This is a genomic window from Spirochaetaceae bacterium (assembly GCA_009784515.1).
In the GTDB taxonomy this organism is placed as follows: Bacteria; Spirochaetota; Spirochaetia; order WRBN01; family WRBN01; genus WRBN01.
Window position 1 is genome coordinate 1 of the sequence record WRBN01000030.1, and the last position, 19905, is coordinate 19905.

A 19905-nucleotide genomic window follows, 5' to 3' on the forward strand; every position below is an offset into this window, starting at 1 on the left:
ATTTTTACGGCGTGGTTTAATTGATTGGGCATAGTTAATCTCCTTAGTACACAACTTTCGGAGGGCTATAGCTACACTTTAAAATTAATAATTAAAAAGTAAGAATTAATCATTGGAAGATACCGGTTATTAATTTTTAGTTTTTAATTCTTAATTTTATCCTAGCAATTATCATCAATCTCTGCTAAACTATTTTTATGCAGGCTTTATATATTTTAGATGGTTACGGTTTAGTTTACCGCAGTTATTACGCTTTTTCGGGGCGGCCGCTTAACAATGCGGCGGGCGAAAATGTGGCGGCCATATTGGCTTTTTACCGCTCGCTTTTTGCTTTTTTTAAGGAGCAGCGGCCCAGCCACTTTATGGTAGCTTTGGATTGTAAAGAAAAAAATTTTAGGTACAACCTTTATCCCGAATATAAAGCTAACCGCCAAAAGGCGCCGGCCGATTTACATAGCCAAACGGCTATCATCGAGGAGTTATTGGCGGCTTTAAATTTGCAAAGCGTACGCGTAGAGGGTTACGAGGCCGACGATGTAATTGCCACCGTTGCTTTAAGCCGTAAAAAAGCAGGTAAAAAAACCGTTATTGTTAGCAGTGATAAAGACTTAATGCAGTTAATAGATGATGATTATGTTACTATGCTGCGGCCCGGCAGCAAAGGGTTTACCCTTTACGATAGCGCTAAGGTTTACGAAGAAAAACAGGTAAAAGCCGGCCAAATACGCGATTATTTAGCCATTGTGGGCGATAGCAGCGATAATATTCCCGGTGTGGCCGGTTTAGGGCCTAAAGCCGCCGAAAAACTCTTGCAAAGTTATGAAAATTTAGATGAAATTTATAAATATATTAACCAAATAACACCGGCCGGTGTGCAAACCAAGCTGGCGGCTCAAAAAGATAACGCCTATTTAAGTTATTTGCTGGCTACGTTAAAAGAAGATGTGCCGCTGCCAAATTTGAGCGAAGACGCTTTAAAAACGGTTCCTAATTATGGAGCAGCCATAGAAATATTTGAAAGAGCCGGTATCCCCAGTTTAGTGGAGGCTTGCCGGAAAGAGCTGGCTAACCCCACTTTAGCCGGCCCGGTTATTAATCAACCCGAAGCTAAACCAAAAAAAGAAGTTAAAAATAATCCCTTACTTTTTGCCATGCCCAACCGGCTGACGAGTTACGATGGGGCTAAGCAAAGTTATCAGTTATTAGATAGCCTTGATAAGATACAAAAATGGGCAGCTAAAGCCGCAGAGGCCACCTTAATGGCCTTTGATACCGAAACCGACGGCTTAAGCCACACCGCTAAGGTGGTGGGTTTTAGTTTTTGTTATGCCGAGAATGAGGCCGTTTATATTCCTTTAAAAGCGCCTAATGCCTTAAGTTATAACGCCGATGATTTACTGGCCATCTTAAAGCCTTTGCTGGAAAACCCCAAGTTAAAGTTAATTGGCCAAAATATCAAATTTGATTATAAAATTACCAAAAAATTTGGCATAACCATTCAACCTTACTTTGATACCATGTTGGCCGCTTGGCTGCTGGACACCGAAGGAGCGGTAGGTATGGATTATTTAGCCGAACGTTATTTGGCCTATAAAACCATCAAATTTGAAGAAGTGGTACCTAAAAAAGCCACTTTTAACGAAGTGCCGCTGGCAGAGGCCGCCATCTATGCCGCCGAAGACGCCGACATTACCTTTAAGCTTTATCATAAACTTAAGCCGCTTATCGAGGAGCATAAACTTACTAAAGTTTTTTATGATATAGAAATGCCCTTGCTGACTATCCTTGCCGAGATGGAGCTAACCGGTATTCAGCTTAATGTGCAGGCTTTAAATAGTTTTGGCGGCGAACTTACCGGCGAACTAACTAAACTAGAAGAAGTTATCTGCAATTTGGCCGATGTAAATTTTAATTTACAGTCGCCTAAACAGCTGGCAGAGGTGCTTTTTGATAAACTTAAATTGCCCGAAGTTAAAAAACGCAGCACCGATGTTAATGTGCTGGAAGAGCTGGCCCCGCAGCATGAAATTGCCCGCCAAATGCTTAAATACCGTACACTTATTAAACTTAAAACCACTTATGTAGATGCATTGCCTAAAGAAAGCGATAGTAACGGCAAAATTCATACCGATTTTATCCAAACGGGGGCGGCAACGGGGCGGCTGGCCAGCCGTAACCCTAATTTGCAAAATATTCCGGTGCGCGAAGATAACGGCCGGCGTATCCGCACCGCCTTTGAGGCCGCTACCGGCAACAAATTAATTAGCGCCGACTACAGCCAGATAGAGCTGGTAGCTTTAGCTTACCTTGCTGGCGATGAACGTATGATTGAAGTTTTTAAGGCAGGACGCGACCTGCACCGCGAAACGGCGGCCTTTATCTTTGGTTTAACCCCCGCCGAAATTACCGCCGGTCAGCGCAGCGTAGCTAAGGCCATTAACTTTGGTGTGGTTTACGGTATGTCGGCTTTTAGGCTTAGTAACGAACTTAAAATTAGCCGTAAAGAGGCGCAAAGTTACATCGATAATTATTTTACCACCTACAATAAAGTAAAAAGTTTTATGGGCGAAACTTTACTTAAGGCCGAAGAACTGGGCGGCGTACACACCATTATGGGGCGTTTTAGACCGATACCTTTTTTATTTAGCCGTAATAATAACGAAAGAAGTATGGGCGAACGTATGGCCATTAACACCGTAGTGCAAGGCAGCGCCGCCGATATTGTTAAGCTGGCCATGATTAAGCTGGATAAAGAGCTAAAAGCTAAAAACTTACCAAGCAAGCTTTTACTGCAAGTGCATGACGAGATTATTGTTGAGGCCGGCCTTGCCGAAGAAGCAGTTACCATTAACTTAATGAAAGAGGTAATGACGGCTGTACCGCTTACTTTACCCATACCAATGACGATTGGTGTGAGTGTAAGCAGCGCAAATAATTGGGGAGAGTTAAAGTAGGTAATCACTATTTAAACAAAATTATCTCCGGTAATTGGCCGCTTTTTTTAAAGTTAAGCCTTTAAGTACTTAGGGCTAACTAAGCGGTAAGCTATCTTCGCTAAAGTAAATAGCCACGCTGGTATTAGGGGCTAATATGGTACCGGCCGGCGGGAACTGCCCCACTATTTGGCCGCCTAAATTATGGTTATGCAAAACAATATTAATATTATGGTGCTGGCCAAAAGCTAAGATATTGTTTACGCTGTTAAAACTGGTAAAATCGGGCAGGTAGCTGCGCCTAGCCGCTAAAACCGGCCTATTAATGGTAATTTCGCGCGGTAAAATATGGTGTGCCACTCCATTGGCATTAAGGCCGGCAAAAGGGATTAAATCTAAGATAACTTCTCTCACTAACGGGGCCACAACGGTAGCGCCCCAAAAGGTAGTGGCCGTTGGCCTATCTATGGCTATATAAATAATAAACTCCGGATTAATAGCCGGTACAAAAGCTAGGGCGCTGGCGATATGCTCGTGCCTGCTATAAGTGCCTAAATCAAAATCAAAAATTTGGCTGGTACCGGTTTTAGCCCCTACCTCCAGCCCCTCTACTAAAGTGCGGCGGGCGATACCATCGGTTACGCCGTGTCTTAACATAGTTAGCATAGAGGCCGCTGTTTGCGGCTCTACTACCCGGCGTATTACCTCGCGTTCAAAGTTGCGGGTAACGACTCCTTCGCCATCAATAATACGGTTAATTATTTGCGGTCTAAGCATTTCACCGTTATTAGAAAAAACGGTAGCGGCCTGAATAATTTGTATCGCCGAAGCCGCTACTTCTTGGCCAATGGCGATAGTTGGCTTACTGCGTACCGACCAATTACGCGGGTTAGCCAATAAACCGGCCGTTTCGCCGGCTAAAGGCAGCCCTGTAGGACGGCCAAAACCAAAATCGGTGAGGTAGCGGTGCAAAGCAATACTTCCTATCTTCTCGCTAATTTGAGCTGTACCAACATTGCAACTATTAGAAAGAATTTGTTCGATATTTTGCCAGCCGTGTCCCTGATTATTAGCGCAGCGAATGGTTATCCGTTCGCCGTTGGGGAGTGTATGCTCGTAAACACCGCCGCAAAAAAAGAGCTCGGTGGGATTAACTAAGCCGGCATCCATAATAGCGGCTAAACTAAACACCTTAAAAGTACTGCCGGGCTCAAAAGCTTCACCGCTTACGCGGTTAAAACGCTCGTCATTAGTGGCTAAATGAAACAAATTGCTGTCAAAGGTGGGTAGGCTAACAAAACTTAAAATAGCCCCCGTATTGGCATCGGCAATAACGGCTACGGCCGAGCGGGCGTTGTGGGTCATAAAAGATTGCTTAACACGGTTTTCTACTATGCCTTGCAGGCCGGCATCGATGGTTAGCTCGATAGAACTGCCGCTGACCATCGGGCGGCTGCCGCCGATAACGGCCGGCGAAAGTAAACTTTCAAAACTAAATTCGATACCAGCTCCGCCGTGATTATCGTAATTAACATAACCTAATAAATTAGCCGCTAAACTACCGGCCGGATAAAACCGGATAAACTCACTTTCTATACGCAGGCCGCTAATATTAAAACGGTGAGCTACCTCGATAAATTGGTTGCGTAAATTAACATCTACCCGTCTGGCTAAAATTAAATTGTTACCGTTACTATTTATACGGTTATAAAGTTCATCGGCCGGTATTAACGTTAATAAACTAAAGGCCGTTGCGGTTTGCCTTAATCTTAGCTCCAGCTCTTCACTGCTTTCGCCCCTAATGGCGCTGCGCAGCTCTGGTAACCATAAAGAGATAGTAAAACTTGGCAGCTGTTCGGCTAATAACCGGCCGTGCCTATCTAAAATTGCCCCGCGCTGCACAACGGGGATATTAACGGTTTGCCGGTTGACATTGTTGCCTAAAGCAAGGTAACTAAACCTAAAGAATAAAATTAAAAAAGCTAAAACAAAACCGCCTACAACGATTAACTTACGGCGATTTTTGACAAAAGAAAGCTTAACAAAACGAAACATAATTAAATTTTCGGCATTGCAGCGGTTAATCTTTTAAGGCCGGTATTTTATTACCTAAAAGATGGGCCGATACGTTCGCCCGCAGTAACAGAGAATTTTGTCATTGTAAAGGAACACTCTTTAACGCGGCGAAAAAATAAAAAAAACCCGCCCCACAATTTGCTGGCGGCTAACAAAACCGTAATAGCGCGAATCGCGGCTAAGGGCTCGGTTATCGCCCACAAAAAAAAATTGATTATGAGGCATAACCGTTAAATTACTAAGCAGTTGGTAAGTAAAAGGCGTAAGCAAGATAGCCTCGCCGCTATGGTTAAATAAAAAGCCGTTATCCATAACTATAGGGCTGTTTTCGTTTAAAAACAGCCGTTTAATAACATAGCTATTACTGTTACGGTAAACAATTAAATCGCCTTCGTTAAGAGGTAGCGGCCTAAAAAAGTTACGCTTAACCAAAATAATTTGCCCGGCGCGTAAAGTTGGCTCCATCGATTGGTCTACCACGCGGTAACTGGTGATAGAAAGTAAATTTAAAAAGATAAATACAGCAAAAACAACTACTAAAATTAAAGGCCAAATAGTGCCTTTAAAGTTTTTTTCGTAAAATAGTAATAATTTCTGCTTCATCTTTAGCTCGTTCCAGTTCTTTTAAGGTGGCCCTTTGACGGATAATCTTTACTAAATCGCGTATAATATAAAGGTATTCGCTTTGTTTATCGGGGTGGCAACCAATCATAAATACTAAAAAAACGGCTATTTCGTCTAGGCTGTCCCAATCGACGGCCGGCCTTAAATGGCCTATCGTTATAAATGGCTGGGTCATAAAATTTAACTTAGCGTGCGGAATGGCTACCCCTAACCCCAGTGCGGTAGATACTACCTCTTCGCGCTTAAAGATAGCCGCTGTAAATTCATCTTCAAAGTTCTTCATATAGGGTATAGTATGGCAGCTATAACTAACCAGCTGCTTTAAAACGGCAGCTTTATTGCTGGCATTAATAAAAGTAACTTGCCGCTCGTTAAGTAAATTACTCAGCATAGTTACAGCATACTATCAACCATAGCTTTAATGGCATCTGGCGTAGCCTCTTCTTTAGTAAGTTCTTTAACTTTAGTACCGTTATGGTAAATAGAGATAGTAGGCAGGCCCAATATTTTTTCGCGGATAGCCAGCCGGCGGGCTTTGCTGGTATTAAATTTGTAAAAATTAACTTTACCGTTATAATCGCCGGCCATAGCCTCTAAGTGAGGCAGCAAAGCTTTGCATGGCTCGCAGGCATCGCCAAAATAATCTACCAAAGTTAAAGCGCCGCTGTTAATTACCAGCTCATCAAAGTTATCTTTATCAATTTCGGTCATTTAAATTTCTCCTTTATAATTAGTGGCAACTTGCCTCTATTATAAGGCAAATTTCTTAAAAGGTCAACCAATATTTTGCCGGGGAGCGCCGCAGCAGTAACAAAGGCATATTAATATGGCGCTCTTCATAGCGGGCGCTAACTTGTAATTATTTTACTTTTAGTGTATCATCTAAAAAATGTTAGAGTTATATTATCAAGATATTGCCCAGCCGGCAAACCATAATAAACTGCTGCAATTTTGTACCCAGCTGTTAAAGTTGTGCGGCGTAGGTGATGATAGCGAGCTAACGTTGCTGCTTACTAATAACGATATTATTGCTAAGCTTAATTTGACTTATCGTAATAAAAATGAAGCTACCGATGTATTAAGTTTTGGTAACGAAAAAAACGAAGGGCTTTTGGCAGATTGGCCGCTTAATAGCGGTTATTTGGGTGATATTGCCATAAGCGTTGAAAAAGTAGCCGAAAATGCCGAATATTTTAAGGTTAGTTATGATGAAGAGTTAAAAAGATTAATTATACACGGCCTTTTGCATTTGCAAGGCTATAACCATCAAACTAATAATTTTAACGAGCCAATGTTATTAAAGCAAGAAGATTTACTTAGGCAGTTAAAAGTTATTGGTTAAGGAGAAAAAAGCAATCGGCTTTAGCCGAGTAATTATGGGTTTTTTTAAAAAAGAAAAAAAAGAAGACTTAATGGAAGAGCAGCTTGATGAAGAAGAGCTGGCCATGCTGGAAGGTATTATTACCTTAGACGAAACTACCGCTAAAGAGGTAATGGTGCCGCGTGTAGATACCATTTTTGTAAGCGAAAGCGATAACTTTGAGCAAGTATTAGCTAAAGCGCAAATGAGCGGCCACTCGCGTTACCCGGTGTATAAAGAAACTATCGATAATGTTACAGGTATTTTATACATTAAAGAGCTGTTAGGTTACCTCAAAAATGCCGAAAATTTTAATGTACCTGCCGTAATGCGCAAACCTTTTTTTGTGCCCGAGAGTAAAAAGCTGGATAGCCTGCTAAGCGATTTTAAAAAAAAGCACGTACATATTGCGGTGGTGATAGATGAATACGGCGGGGTTTCGGGTATTTTATGCATGGAAGATATTATAGAGCGTATTATTGGCGATATTCAAGATGAATTTGATGACGAAGAAGAGGCTATTATTAAACTGGGCGATAACGAATATTTATGTGATGGCCGCTTAAATGTGGACGAAGTAAACGAAGAGCTGGCTTTAAATTTGCCTAACGAAGATATAGATACCTTAGGTGGTTTTGTCTTTAATTTATTGGGTACGGTGCCCAATTTGTATCAAAAAGTGAGCTACAATAATAGCGATTTTATTGTAGAACGGCTAGACGGCCATATTATTCGTAGTATTAAAGTGGTTATGCATGAGGATAAAGTTGAAAATTAAACTTTCTTTATTATTAGCGTTAATATTTTTGCTGCCCAATTTAGCGGTAGCCCAAAGTGCTATTATTTATTATGAGCAAGGGCAGAATGCCTTTAGTGCGCAAAATTACTTTGAGGCCGCCGAAAATTTTAGAAGCGCTTTAGCTATTAACCCCAGCTATGCTTCGGCTTTATTGGCTTTAGCGGCGGCTAATTTTTATTTAGGCGAGTATCACGAAGCTATCAGCCAGCTTAATGCCCACGATAGGTTAAGCCGTTCGGTACAGGCTCAAACTTTGCGTGGCCGCAGTTATGTGGCTTTGGGGCGCGGCGATGAAGCGCGGGCTATCTTTGAGCAAGTTTTAGCGCAGCAGCCCAATAATTTAGATGCCCTTTTTGGTATGACGGAGGTGCAGCTGCTGGCCGGCCGCATCGATATTGCTATCAACGATATTACCAATTTACTGCGGATAGTCCCAGATAACAGACGGGCTTTATTAAGCCTAACTTTATTGTATAGCCAGCAGGGTGATGCCCGGCAGGCCGAATTATTTTTAAACCAAGCTTTATTTTATTATCCACAAGATGTGGTGGTGCTTTATGTGGCCGGTAATCATTTTAGGCAAAATGGTAATTGGCAGCAAGCTTTACATCATTTTAGTGCTGTAGCCAAGATTAATCCTAACTATGCCGATGTGCGCGAAAGGCAGGCCGAGGCTTTAATTGGTCTTAATCGGCTTGATGAAGCCGCTTTAGTGCTGGAAGATTTAATACGCGGTCGCGGGCGCAGTAATGCCAACGTTTGGGCTACTTTAGCCGAAGTTTTTACAAGGCAAAGAGATTTTGCGATGGCTTTACGGGCTTACAGCGAAGCCGTTAGGTTAGCGCCTAACGATGAGCTTATCCGTTTTGCCACCGAAGAGCTTTTGCGGGCTTTACCTTTTGATGTGCCCGAACGTAATATTTTTGCCGACGAAAGATTGGCACGAGGTAACCGTTTGGCGGCTAATTTTGATTATCAGCAGGCTTTACGCGAGTTTAGATGGGCCCTTTTATTAGCGCCCGATAGCGCCGTTATCAGGCAAGCTTTTGGCCGGCAGCTGGGACTGCTCGGGGCGCATTTTTCACATATCGATCAGCTTAGGTTAATTCGTGATGAAGGGCAGGCTACGCAACTCCTTTTGGATACTTTAGCCACCCTCGAGCGTCGTAATATTCGTAGTGTGGCCAGCGATTGGGGCTTTAGAAGCGGCCCGCATAACAACGATACCCGGCTTTATATAGCCAGTTTAAATGGCGGTACCGCTATGCACCGGCAAGGTGATAATGCATTGGTTAGTCGGGTTTTTATCCGTTACCTCGAGCGGCATACCCGTTTTACGTTAATCGCCGGCGGTGAGCAGGCCAATTTTACAGAGGCTTGGCGCAACGCTCGGGCCGTAAACAGTGATTTTTTTATCATAACTAGCTTTAAAGAACTTGACCGTAGTTTTTACGGTAGTTATACTTTATATTTAACGGCTACCGGCAGCCAGTTGGCTAGTTTTAGCCACATCCGCAGTACCGCCAGCAAAGTTGATGAAACTTTAACTTTACTCAGCGATAGCTTAAACGAGGTGGTGCCGGTAAGCGGGCGTATATTACGTCGCAATGGGCAGTTGGCTTTAATTAATTTAGGCCGTTTAAATGGCTTAAATGTAGGTGATGAGCTGCTGGTCGTAAGGGCAGGGCAGGGGCGTTTTATTAGCAGCGAACCTTTTTTTGAATATTTAGCCCAAGATTTGTTAGGTACTTTAACGGTTACGGCTTTAGATGAATTTGTGGCCGAAGCCGGCGTACAAAGCGCTACCCGTAACGATATTATTGCCCAAGAAGATGTGCTGTTTTTGATAAGGGCAAATACTATCAGGCCGCAGGCCGCTGTGCAGCTAACTGGGATACCGCAAGGTTTCTTGTTAATACATTAAAATTAAAAAAAATAATTTGGAGGGATAAAAATGAAAGTTGCCATAAACGGCTTTGGCCGAATTGGACGTTTAGTTTTTCAATCGTTGGTTCATCAAAAAATGCTAGGCAAAGGGCCCGGTAAAATTGATGTGGTGGCTGTAGTTGATGTTACAACCGATGCCGATTATTTTGCCTATCAGTTAAAATGGGATTCGACACAAGGGCAAATGAAAGCAAAATTTGAAACTAAAAAAAGTAACGATGGCCAAAAGGCTAACGATGTTTTAGTAGTAAATGGCCACGAAATTTTATGTGTGCCTGCCGAGCGCGAACTTAAAAATTTACCTTGGGGCCGCTTAGGGGTAGAATATGTTATCGAAGCCAGCGGTATCTTTAACAGTGATGAGGCCGCTAAAGGCCATCTTGAAGCCGGCGCTAAAAAAGTTATCTTAACGGCGCCCGGTAAAGGGAATGTTAAAACTTTAGTAATGGGTGTAAACCACGAACAATATGAAAGCGCTACCCACCACATTGTAAGCAACGCCAGCTGTACCACCAACTGTTTAGCGCCTGTAGTGCACGTGCTTTTAAAAGAAGGTATTGGTATTGAAACCGGTTTAATGACTACTATCCACGCTTATACAGCTACCCAAAAAACCGTTGACGGGCCAAGTAAAAAAGATTGGCGCGGCGGCCGGGCAGCGGCTATTAATATTATTCCTAGCAGCACTGGGGCTGCCAAAGCTGTGGGCGAGGTTTTACCGGAAACCAAAGGCAAGTTAACCGGTATGTCGTTTAGAGTACCTGTAGCTACCGTTAGTGTGGTAGATTTAACTTTTAGGGCCGCTAAAAATACCAGTATCGAAAAAATTGACGGCAGCTTAAAGAAGGCTAGCCGCACGTACTTAAAAAATATTTTAGGTTATACCGAAGAAGAATTGGTATCGAGCGATTTTATCCACGATAGCCGCAGCTCTATTTACGATGGTTTGGCTACTATGCAAAATAATTTACCAAACGAAAAAAGATTTTTTAAGATTGTAACTTGGTACGATAATGAATGGGGCTACAGCAACCGTGTTATCGACTTAGTAAAATATATGGCCGAAAAAGATGGTAAATGGTAATTAAAGAGGCCTTTACCTACTTGACTTTTTAATGGTTATAGGTTTATACTAGCAACAGGTTGTAAACTTTGTTATTCATAATTCTGGCAAAAGGTAACTTTTGCCAGACTCCTAAAGTTAAGTAACCGTAAAGCGGGCGTGGTGGAATGGTAGACACGCCAGTCTTAGAAACTGGTGCTTACGCGTGAAAGTTCAAGTCTTTTCGCCCGCATAAAGGCTTACATTAAAAATGTAAGCTTTTTTTATTATCCTCTTTATTAAAGTTGTAAAGCTGATTGTATTTTAATAAAAGCCGCCAAGTTTAATGGTTAAGGTTGGCTGGTTACGGCGTATGTTCCAAAAAATGCCTACATCAATCATATAAGGGTTAAAATCGATAGCTAAGCGGTAGCCCACACTTTGGTAAAAATTTTGATAATTAAGGTTAATAATGTGTTGTTCATCAACAAAAGCTCCGCTCCACTCTATTATATTATGCATACGTAAAAACATGGTATGTTGTAAAGCGGCATTAAAACGCAATAAAGACCGGCCAGTTACCTCGCCGCGGCTGTAACCTAAAAAAGCCGAGTGGTTGTCAAGGTCGTACAAGCCGCCTAAATTAAAATAACTAACGTAAGGTATATTGTCGCCGGTAACTAAACCTAATTTTAACCCTAAATGTAAACTTAAAAATGAAGTAAGAGGATTGGCTATTTTAGCGCTGGTTTCTAGGCGGTAAAAAAAATTTTCTGCAAATAATCCGGCTTCGTTGATAATGGCTACTTTTAAGCCAAAGCTAGGGTAGCGGGGGTGGTTTAAATTATTAAAAATAAATTCTTGCCTAAGAGCATTAAAGTGCTCGCTGGCCGGTACACCTTCGATAGGTGTGTCTCGGGTCGTCATATAGTGGTAACGGTAACCAAATGTTAAATAGTAAGAGTTATCTACAACAAAGGCTGTGGCCACGGTAAAGTGATAGTTGTTAGGCCCCATAACTTGTCCGTTTTGTTTAGCCGGGTATTCAAAAAAGCCATTTAAGTTATCATAAAGCGACCAATCAAATAAAAAATTAAAAAAAAGTGAGTTATGCGGAAAAAATTTTAAAAAACCGGCATTCCATAATCCATCGTTAATAGTTAAAATATTTTGTAAATATAAAGGAAAACGGTTAATATTTCTGTAGCTAAAACCTAACTGCATACGGGCGCCAAAATCGCTGTCAAAACCGATACCGGCGCCGGCCTCAAAGCCAACATGGGGGATAATATGGTAATAAAGAGTTGTACCGCTAAAATGAAAGTGCATACTTTTAGCAAATAAATTAAAACCATATTCGTGGCCCATTGCCCGTGCTTGTTCGCGGGTAACATAGCGGGTGCTCTCAAGGGTTATTTCTTGATGGTAAGGCTGTTCATCTAAATCGCTAATAATGACAATCCGTTCGATAGGCACAGCTTCACGGGTATTCCGACTTTGCCGCTGTAGCTGCGGGTCGGCAAGGGGTAGAAGCTGGTCAAGTTGCTGACGAGCAGCTTCTTCACCTAATGCCATCAATATTTCGGCATCGTTAAAACTATAAATTTGAAAGCCTGCTAACTTAGGGTTGATAATAATATGGCTCATACTGCGTGCCATATTATCAAAATGAATTCTGTCTTGTAAAGTTATATTAAGCATAGACAATAAATTAACGCTGAAAAAATCATCGTCATTTTCTTGGGTTAAATCGATGGTGATAATAATGTCTACCCCAAAATCGACGGCCTCTTGTACCGGTAAGTTGTTAATAATGCCGCCATCAAATAAGGGCCGGCCGTTAAAAAAGACGGGGGTAAAAACGGCCGGGATAGCCATACTGGCGCGTATCGAGCGGCTAAGCGAGCCGTTTTCAAAAACCACTTTACGGTGCAAAACCGGGTCGTACGAGGTAGCTCTAAAAGGGATAGGCAGCTCATCAAAGTGGTTATAGTGGCCGGCATCCCAAAAGAGCTGGTCTAAAAAATTATTTAAAACAAAGCCGGTAATGAGGCCGGAAAAACTATTAACAATACCCTGATTACTTATCATCGGGTTCCACGGGTTTAGTTTGGCACGCGGGGCCGTATAACGCCACTTTTCGTGGTCGTTCATTAAAGCAAAAAGATTAGCCTCGCGCAATATATAAGCCATCTCATCGGCGCTATAACCTAAGGCCAAAAGACCGCCAATGATGGCCCCCATACTGGTGCCGGCTATCATATCTATAGGTATATTGTATTCTTGTAATACTTTAATTACTCCGATATGGGCTAACCCTAAAGCGCCGCCGCCGCCGAGTACTAAGCCAACGGTTGGCCTCTGGGCAGCTACGGGGTTAATTAAAGTTAATAGTAAAAGCAAAATTAAAGCTAGCTTTTTAAACATACTTTAAAAATAGCTAGCTTTATTCTATTTGGTTAAAGGCCTATAGCCATAAAAATATTTTTTATTTAAAGGTTAATGGCATAGCCTATACGCAAACTAATAGCATCACTAAAGATAGACAAAGCAAAGGTATCGTTGTGGCCGCTAAGGTGCAGGCTCCATGAGCTACGTAATCCAATAGTAAACATACCATCAATTAGCGGAACATCGGCGCCAAACTCAGCTATTAAGTTAAGGGCCCAGCCGCCGTGCTCATGAATAATGTAACCTAAGCCAATACCTGCTCCAGAATAAAGTATACCGCCGGTATAGTCGCCAAAATATTTTAATAAAAAATCTAAGCCAAGAATAGTGGCGTGCCGAGAGACATCAACGATAGAGTCGGTTGTGGTAGAGGCGCTATAACTATAACGTAAATGAGCTACACTTAGTTGGGGTGTAAAAGCAACACTATTATTAAAACGAAAATTAAAGAAAATATCACCGCCAAAGGCTGGCCCTATCCCTATAATGTCGTTATCTATCAAATTGTCATCAAAACTTTCGCCCGAAAAAAGACCAAGCCCAGCTCCCGCTCTGGCTCCTACAGAGGTAACGATACCTCCAAAGTTTTGGGCATGGCTTGTAGCAGCTAATAAAAATAAAATAAAAATAAATAATTTTTTCACAAGAAATCTCCTTTTTAATTAAAAAGATAAGAATTAAGAATTAAAAAAGTAAAATAGTTACAATTAATTATTAATCCTTAATTTACTTGGCATACTCTATTACCCGGCTTTCGCGCACTAAGGTAATACGGATACGGCCCGGATATTTAAGCTCGTTTTCGATACGGCCGGCAATATCGTGCCCCATTTCTTTCATTTGCTCGTCATTAACTTCTTCGTTATTAACAATAATACGCAGTTCACGGCCGGCTTGTACGGCAAAGGCTTTTTCTACGCCGGTATAGCTGGTGGCAATTTTTTCGAGGTTTTCCAGCCTTTTAACATAAGTTTCTAGGCTTTCGCGCCGCGCGCCCGGCCGGCCGGCGCTAATGGCATCGGCTATTTGGACAATAACGGCCTCCATAGTTTTAACCTCTATATCATTATGGTGGGCTAATACGGCGTGGATAACATTTTCTTTTTCGCCCAGTTTCTTTAACAGCTCGGCCCCAGCTTCGGCATGGTTCCCATCGCCGTCAACCTCTATACCTTTACCAATATCGTGCAGCAAAGCGGCGCGTTTGGCAATTTCGCGGTTACAGCCTAGCTCGGCGGCAAGCATACCGGCTAAAGCCGCTACCTCTTTACTGTGGTAAAGCACGTTTTGGCCGTAGCTGGTTCTAAAGTATAGCCGGCCTAAGGCACGGATAAGCTCGTTATTAAGGCCATGTACCCCCAGCTCGAAGGCGGCGCGTTCGCCTTCTTCGTAAACTTTTTGGTTTACCTCTTTGGTAACTTTACCCACCACCTCTTCGATACGGTTAGGGTGAATACGGCCATCGGTTACCAATTTTTCCATCGCCATTTTAGCTATGGCTTTACGTACCGGGTCAAAAGCCGAAATAACTACCGCCTCCGGCGTATCATCAATGATGATGTCTACCCCGGTTAAGGTCTCGAGGGTGCGGATATTACGCCCCTCACGGCCGATAATGCGGCCTTTCATTTCATCGTTAGGTAAAGCCACACTGGCCACCGTCGTTTCGCTGCTTACCTCTGTTGCTATGCGCTGGATAACGCTTAACAGCATTTCGCGGGCTTTGCGTTCGGCCGTTTCTTTAGCTTCAGCCTCTATTTTGGCTATAAAGCTACGTGCTTCGTGCTTAGCTTTATCGGTAAGCTGCGTAATTAACATGGCCTTAGCGTCTTCTGCCGAGACGGAAGCTATTTTTTCTAGCTCGGCCAGCTGGCTTTGCTTTAACTCGTCAAGCTCTTCTTCTTTTAAAGTTAGTTCTTTTTCGCGTCCCGTTAAGGCATTAGCCCGCTTTTCAATTACCTGAACTTTTTTTTCTAAGTTATCCTCTTTGCTTTGTAGTCGGTTTTCGGCCCGTTGCTGCTCACTTTTACGCTCGCGCATTTCTTTATCAAGTTGCTTTCTTTCACGAAGAATTTGCTCCTGTGCATTTAACAAAATCTCTTTCTTCTCGGTTTCTGCTTCTTTAACAGCATCTTGTTTTAACCTTACCGCTCGTTGTTCCGAGCTGGTAAGTTGGTATCTGGCATAAAGCCAGCGAACAATCCAACCTAATATAAAGCTAAGGGGTATTAAAACATACAATAGTTGTTGCATTTTCCCCAACCTTTTTATTTTTGTGTCGCCATTAATTTATAGCATTAGCTTAGTTTTGTCAACCGACAAAACTAAGGAACAAGGAACATGGAATAGCGGTAAAAATTAAAATTTCTTTAAAATAGATAGTATTAATTAATTTTTTGTTCTTTGTTCCTTAGTTCTTAATTATAAGCTGCTAAAAATACCAAATAAACCCACATAGGCCCCTAAACTGCTGCCTAAGCTCACTAATATTAAAATTAAGAGTATGCGGGTAATTCGGTTTTTATAGATATTTTTAATGCTATTAAGGCTATCGGCTAGTCCTTCCATATCGGCAACGGTGGGCCGCTTTAAAAAGGCTTCAAACAAAGCTACCACCATACCGGCGCCAATTAAGGGGATAAAGGTGGTAAAAGGCGCTACTAAAAAGGCAATAACTATGCTTAACGGGTGGGCTAGGGCTAATAAAGCGCCAACGGCGGCCGGTATGCCGTTGGCCAGTATCCATGTAAGGGAGAGGTTGGCGGCTTCGCCGGCGCCGCCTCTAAAAAAGGCTATGCTTAGGCCGGCAATAACGGCGGTAGGCACAAGTAAATTTAAGGCTTTACTGTACCACTTACTTTTAGGGATAATATTAAGTTCGTCCTGATTAACGCTGATGCTTCCCTCATCGAGCTGTTTTAAAATTTTTTCCACCCCCGGCAAATGGCCGGCTCCTAGTACGGCTAGCCGCCGTCCTTTTGCTTGGTAGATAGCTTTAGCCAAATAAGCATCACGTTCATCGATGAGCACCTCTTTAATAGTAGGGGCTTCTTTGGCTAGGTCGTTCATCATGGCGGTAAGGTTGTCTTCATCTTTAAGCTTTTCAATGGCTTCTTTGCCGGTCTCTTCTTTTATTTCTTTCTCAAAACCACTGGCCAGCAGGGTGGCTAATAAATTCATCTTGCTCCATAAGCTACTTTTAGCCCAAGCCCTCTTTAGGGTAATACTTACATCGCGGTCGCACAAGGCTATTTGCAAATTTTGACTGCGCGCTAACTGAACGGCTTTAAGCATTTCTTCGCCGGGTTTACTGCCGGTAACGGCCCCTATTTTGCGCTGATAACCCGACAGCGCCAAGTTGGCCAAAAGCAAAAAGCCCTGCCGCTTTTTGAGTACGGCTACAATATCTAATTTACGCCAGCTTTCACTGTCGTCAAGGTTGGCAAGACGGCGTTCATCTAGCTCTATACAAACGGTTTCGGGCTTAAAGTTGTTAATGGCTTCTTCTACCTCGCGCACACTTTGCTCCGAAACATGAGCGGTGCCGATTAAATTTATTTCATCGCCATTTTTTAGTTTAATTAGGGTAGTCATCGTTGTTCCTTTAGTTAGGGTATTATTTAATTTTTATTTTTTTAAGCAAATTATTACTCTATAGGGCCGGCAGCAAAAATAACTAAGCCGTATTCCGGCCTATCGGTGTAATTAATGTAGCCGTTCATAAAGTGCCATAAGTAGGTATTGCTGGTATCTTCATCAAAGATAGGGCGGCCAAACTCGGCGGCAAGGCTGCTTAAAAAAGCACGTTTTTGCTGGTGCTCTATATTAAAAATAACTTGCTCTAGGCTGTTATTATTAAAGAAAAAAGCCGGCTCAATGTTAAAGTTTAAATAACTGCCCAGCCAAAAACGCATACGCATACCACCACCTAAGTCTTCGTGCTCGCTGCCGCGCGGGTCGTGCACAAAACCGGCAGCTAAAAGCAGCTCTTCGGTTTGTTCTATTGTCCCGCCAAAGGGGATAGAGGCAAAATCTTCTAGCCATACCATGGCCGAAGAGGGCGGATACCTATTTAAAATATGGGCAGCTGTAGGTATATTAAATTGGTTAGGTCGCCGGTTGTTATCCTTATCATCGTTGTTATTGCCGCAAGCAACCAGCACTAAAGCCACTAAAAACCACTTTAACTTTAATATCTTCATAATCATTACTATAACATAAAGCAGCTAATTAAACTAGGGCTTAAAAAGCAGGAATAGCTTATTAGGGTTTAATGTATGTTATATTTAAAAATGCAGTTTTATTTCATTTTTTTTAAAAATGGCCTTGACAAAAAAAATGATAACCTGTATATTAACCTAGCAAATAAATGCGGGCCGTTAGCTCAGTCGGTAGAGCAACGCTCTTTTAAGGCGTGGGTCGATGGTTCGAGCCCATCACGGCTCAAAGGGTTAAGTTAAGGCTTAACCCTTTATTTTTTGTAACTAACAAAATAAACTATGGCAACTATCATCTTTGGCGGTAGCTTCGATCCTTTACATATTGCCCATCTTACTCTAGCCGAATGGGCTTTGTATACCCTAAAGGCTAACAAAGTGCTTTTTGTGCCTAAAGGGCAAGCGCATTTAAAAGATGGCTGTCAAGCTACTCCCAGCCAACGTTTACTTATGCTGCAATTAGCTACGGCCGGCCTTAATTGGGCGGAAGCGGCCTCTTACGAAGTAGATAAGGTTTTATCAGGCGATAGTACCCCCAGCTACACCTACGATACCGTAAATTATTTTATTAGCCATAATATAGTGGAGAGTAAGCCGTATCTTTTATTGGGTGATGATTGGGTGGGTAATTTTAATCGGTGGCACAAAGCCGAGCAATTAGCCGGGTTAGTGCAGCTGGTTTTAGCAAACCGCGAGCAAACCGCTCATTTTGCTTACCCGCACATTACTTTACAAAACGATTTATTTAAAGTTTCTTCCAGCCAAATTCGCGGCTACATTAAGCAAAAAAAGCCGTATCGTTTTTTAGTACCGCCAGAAGTTTACCATTATATTGAGAGCCATAATTTGTACAAGGAATGATGATTGATGGACATAAAAGTAATAGAATTAAATAATTTAGTTAAAGAAATACTGAGTGAAGAACGTTATCAGCATAGTTTAGCTGTGGCGGAATGCGCCGGTATGCTGGCTGCCCGTTTTGGCCTTGATACGCACAAAGCCGAATTAGCCGGCTTGGGCCACGATATAACTAAAGAGTTTAGCGCTGCCGAGCAGAAAGATTATGCTTTACTGCATAGTGTTTATTTACCCGATGGCGATGACTTTCCGCAAATATTACATGGCCGTACAGCGGCTTTTTTTATTAAAGAAAAATTAAACTTTTATGATAATGAAGTAGACGGCGCTATGTACAAACACACTACCTGTAGTGAAGAAATGAACGAACTAGATAAAATAATTTTTATTGCCGATGGTATAACGCCGCGCCATCATCTTTTTACCGCTAAACAACAACAAATGCTTGAAGAATTTGAGCTAAACAGGTTATTTTACGAAGCGTTAAAAAATAAAATTAATTATTGTTTGCTTACCGGAAAAATTATTTACGGCGCCGCCCTAGAGTGGTATAATAAATTGGCTGTTATTTACAAAGGAGAATAATTGTGCAGGTATTTAATAATAATCCCTTAGAATGTAATACATTTTTGTATATAAGTAATAACGCTGCTTTAATAGTTGATGCCGGCTCGCCGGCCGATGAAGTTCTTATTCAATTAAAAGAGCATAATATAAAGCGGGTTGTGCTGGCTTATACGCACTTTCATTTTGACCATATTGCATACGGGCAAAGTTATACGGCTGCTATTACTAAGTTGGATATAGCGTTAACGACCATAGCTAACAAAGCCGAAGAGTCTTTTTTTGGCGAGGCCGGTAGTCAATATTTAACGGCGGCTTTACAAAACTTTAACTTAACTAATTATTACCCTGCCGATAAACCGCCCATTATCAATAATTTTTTAACTAATAATCAGCCGCTTGATGTTGACGATTTTATTTTATTAGCCACACCCGGCCATAGTATTGGCAGCAGTTGTTATTATAGTAAAAACCACCGTATTTTATTTAGCGGCGACACCATTTTTAATCACGGCGCCGTTGGCCGTTACGATTTACCTACCAGTAATATCGGGCAGCTTAAGGCTAGTATTGCCCGCTTAATTACCTTACCGGACGATACTATAGTTTATCCCGGGCACGGCAGCAGTTATCGGCTTGCCGAGCAAAAAGCTAACTTTGAGCATTATTTAGCTAGAAATTAGTTAGCTAATGTGTTGCTTAAAATAAAATTTTTTTTATTATTTAACTAACCGTATAAAGGCCGCACGGCCTAAAAATTAAAGGGGAGCTAAGCCGATAAATTACTATGCGCTCTATTTTGCTTATTTTATTGCTTTTAGTAGCTACTAATGTTTTTGCTTTTAGGGAAGAGGGAATTGCCAGTTGGTATGGCAGCAAGTTTCATGGCCGCCCTACCGCTAACGGCGAAATTTATAATATGCATGCCCTAACGGCTGCCCACCCGCTGCTGCCTTTTGGTACGGTGGTAAGGGTAATTAACTTGGCGAATGGCCGGCAGGTTGATGTACGCATTAACGACCGCGGCCCTTTTA

The 19905-nt window shown here is 42.1% G+C and carries 17 protein-coding genes, 2 tRNA genes and 1 pseudogene; 11 read left to right on the forward strand and 9 right to left on the reverse strand.

The window, feature by feature from the left end; all coding sequences use genetic code 11:
- Positions 1–197 precede the first annotated feature (197 nt).
- Positions 198–2954 (forward strand): DNA polymerase I, encoded by a 2757-nt coding sequence (polA, locus tag FWE37_04675; protein ID MCL2520282.1) that lies wholly within the window; start codon positions 198–200, stop codon positions 2952–2954.
- 75 nt (positions 2955–3029) lie between these two features.
- Here polA and FWE37_04680 read toward each other — a convergent pair whose 3' ends face one another.
- The 4 genes from FWE37_04680 to FWE37_04695 form a co-directional block, all read right to left on the reverse strand.
- Positions 3030–4988 (reverse strand): penicillin-binding protein 2, encoded by a 1959-nt coding sequence (locus tag FWE37_04680; protein ID MCL2520283.1) that lies wholly within the window; start codon positions 4986–4988, stop codon positions 3030–3032.
- A 120-nt stretch (positions 4989–5108) separates the two neighbouring features.
- Complete coding sequence (lepB, locus tag FWE37_04685) at positions 5109–5612, reverse strand: signal peptidase I (GenBank protein ID MCL2520284.1); 504 nt, start codon at positions 5610–5612, stop codon at positions 5109–5111.
- Positions 5572–6024: a PTS sugar transporter subunit IIA gene (locus tag FWE37_04690; GenBank protein MCL2520285.1), complete on the reverse strand. Its 453-nt coding sequence runs from the start codon at positions 6022–6024 to the stop codon at positions 5572–5574. The genes lepB and FWE37_04690 overlap by 41 nt, the downstream gene beginning before the upstream one ends.
- A gap of 2 nt (positions 6025–6026) precedes the next feature.
- A complete protein-coding gene (locus FWE37_04695) occupies positions 6027–6344 on the reverse strand; it encodes a thioredoxin family protein (protein ID MCL2520286.1) in 318 nt (105 codons plus the stop codon).
- Positions 6345–6522: 178 nt separating this feature from the next.
- On the opposite strand from FWE37_04695, the gene ybeY reads away from it, so the two are divergent.
- The 5 genes from ybeY to FWE37_04720 all read left to right on the forward strand — a co-directional run bounded on the left by ybeY (position 6523) and on the right by FWE37_04720 (position 11034).
- The gene (gene ybeY, locus FWE37_04700; protein ID MCL2520287.1) at positions 6523–6975 is read left to right on the forward strand and encodes an rRNA maturation RNase YbeY; all 453 of its coding nucleotides are present in this window, start codon (positions 6523–6525) and stop codon (positions 6973–6975) included.
- A gap of 34 nt (positions 6976–7009) precedes the next feature.
- Positions 7010–7771 (forward strand): hemolysin family protein, encoded by a 762-nt coding sequence (locus FWE37_04705; protein MCL2520288.1) that lies wholly within the window; start codon positions 7010–7012, stop codon positions 7769–7771.
- Positions 7761–9716 (forward strand): tetratricopeptide repeat protein, encoded by a 1956-nt coding sequence (locus FWE37_04710; protein MCL2520289.1) that lies wholly within the window; start codon positions 7761–7763, stop codon positions 9714–9716. The genes FWE37_04705 and FWE37_04710 overlap by 11 nt, the downstream gene beginning before the upstream one ends.
- Positions 9717–9746: 30 nt before the next feature.
- Positions 9747–10823 carry a type I glyceraldehyde-3-phosphate dehydrogenase gene (gene gap / locus FWE37_04715; GenBank protein ID MCL2520290.1) on the forward strand — a complete coding sequence of 359 codons (1077 nt, stop codon included), beginning with the start codon at positions 9747–9749 and terminating at the stop codon, positions 10821–10823.
- 132 nt (positions 10824–10955) lie between these two features.
- Positions 10956–11034: transfer RNA gene (locus FWE37_04720), tRNA-Leu, on the forward strand.
- A 71-nt stretch (positions 11035–11105) separates the two neighbouring features.
- Here FWE37_04720 and FWE37_04725 read toward each other — a convergent pair.
- The 5 genes from FWE37_04725 to FWE37_04745 form a co-directional block, all read right to left on the reverse strand.
- A complete protein-coding gene (locus FWE37_04725) occupies positions 11106–13208 on the reverse strand; it encodes a patatin-like phospholipase family protein (protein ID MCL2520291.1) in 2103 nt (700 codons plus the stop codon).
- Between the two features lie 65 nt (positions 13209–13273).
- Complete coding sequence (locus FWE37_04730; protein ID MCL2520292.1) at positions 13274–13876, reverse strand: hypothetical protein; 603 nt, start codon at positions 13874–13876, stop codon at positions 13274–13276.
- An 82-nt stretch (positions 13877–13958) separates the two neighbouring features.
- A complete protein-coding gene (gene rny / locus FWE37_04735; GenBank protein ID MCL2520293.1) occupies positions 13959–15485 on the reverse strand; it encodes a ribonuclease Y in 1527 nt (508 codons plus the stop codon).
- Between the two features lie 168 nt (positions 15486–15653).
- The gene (locus FWE37_04740; GenBank protein ID MCL2520294.1) at positions 15654–16826 is read right to left on the reverse strand and encodes a TraB/GumN family protein; all 1173 of its coding nucleotides are present in this window, start codon (positions 16824–16826) and stop codon (positions 15654–15656) included.
- 53 nt (positions 16827–16879) lie between these two features.
- Complete coding sequence (locus tag FWE37_04745; GenBank protein ID MCL2520295.1) at positions 16880–17434, reverse strand: hypothetical protein; 555 nt, start codon at positions 17432–17434, stop codon at positions 16880–16882.
- 171 nt (positions 17435–17605) lie between these two features.
- Between FWE37_04745 and FWE37_04750 the strand changes: the two genes are divergently transcribed.
- From FWE37_04750 to FWE37_04770, 5 genes and pseudogenes are all read left to right on the forward strand, one after another.
- Positions 17606–17678: transfer RNA gene (locus FWE37_04750), tRNA-Lys, on the forward strand.
- A gap of 53 nt (positions 17679–17731) precedes the next feature.
- Positions 17732–18310, forward strand: a complete 579-nt coding sequence (gene nadD, locus FWE37_04755; GenBank protein ID MCL2520296.1) for a nicotinate (nicotinamide) nucleotide adenylyltransferase — start codon at positions 17732–17734, stop codon at positions 18308–18310.
- 6 nt (positions 18311–18316) lie between these two features.
- On the forward strand, positions 18317–18892 hold the full coding sequence (gene yqeK, locus FWE37_04760) for a bis(5'-nucleosyl)-tetraphosphatase (symmetrical) YqeK (GenBank protein ID MCL2520297.1): 576 nt from the start codon (positions 18317–18319) through the stop codon (positions 18890–18892).
- 2 nt (positions 18893–18894) lie between these two features.
- Entirely contained in the window at positions 18895–19554 is a 660-nt protein-coding gene (locus FWE37_04765) for an MBL fold metallo-hydrolase (protein ID MCL2520298.1), read from the forward strand.
- Between the two features lie 155 nt (positions 19555–19709).
- Positions 19710–19905 (forward strand): annotated as a pseudogene (locus tag FWE37_04770) (septal ring lytic transglycosylase RlpA family protein).

What these genes read in the sequence shown, in the direction of transcription:
- FWE37_04680 (MCL2520283.1), bottom strand. Translation starts at nt 4,988, where the DNA reads ATGTTTCGTTTTGTTAAGCTTTCTTTTGTCAAAAATCGCCGTAAGTTA.
- ybeY (MCL2520287.1), top strand. Translation starts at nt 6,523, where the DNA reads ATGTTAGAGTTATATTATCAAGATATTGCCCAGCCGGCAAACCATAAT.
- FWE37_04705 (MCL2520288.1), top strand. Translation starts at nt 7,010, where the DNA reads ATGGGTTTTTTTAAAAAAGAAAAAAAAGAAGACTTAATGGAAGAGCAG.
- FWE37_04745 (MCL2520295.1), bottom strand. Translation starts at nt 17,434, where the DNA reads ATGAAGATATTAAAGTTAAAGTGGTTTTTAGTGGCTTTAGTGCTGGTT.
- nadD (MCL2520296.1), top strand. Translation starts at nt 17,732, where the DNA reads ATGGCAACTATCATCTTTGGCGGTAGCTTCGATCCTTTACATATTGCC.
- polA (MCL2520282.1), top strand. Translation starts at nt 198, where the DNA reads ATGCAGGCTTTATATATTTTAGATGGTTACGGTTTAGTTTACCGCAGT.
- gap (MCL2520290.1), top strand. Translation starts at nt 9,747, where the DNA reads ATGAAAGTTGCCATAAACGGCTTTGGCCGAATTGGACGTTTAGTTTTT.
- yqeK (MCL2520297.1), top strand. Translation starts at nt 18,317, where the DNA reads ATGGACATAAAAGTAATAGAATTAAATAATTTAGTTAAAGAAATACTG.
- FWE37_04690 (MCL2520285.1), bottom strand. Translation starts at nt 6,024, where the DNA reads ATGCTGAGTAATTTACTTAACGAGCGGCAAGTTACTTTTATTAATGCC.
- FWE37_04725 (MCL2520291.1), bottom strand. Translation starts at nt 13,208, where the DNA reads ATGTTTAAAAAGCTAGCTTTAATTTTGCTTTTACTATTAACTTTAATT.
- FWE37_04740 (MCL2520294.1), bottom strand. Translation starts at nt 16,826, where the DNA reads ATGACTACCCTAATTAAACTAAAAAATGGCGATGAAATAAATTTAATC.
- rny (MCL2520293.1), bottom strand. Translation starts at nt 15,485, where the DNA reads ATGCAACAACTATTGTATGTTTTAATACCCCTTAGCTTTATATTAGGT.
- lepB (MCL2520284.1), bottom strand. Translation starts at nt 5,612, where the DNA reads ATGAAGCAGAAATTATTACTATTTTACGAAAAAAACTTTAAAGGCACT.
- FWE37_04695 (MCL2520286.1), bottom strand. Translation starts at nt 6,344, where the DNA reads ATGACCGAAATTGATAAAGATAACTTTGATGAGCTGGTAATTAACAGC.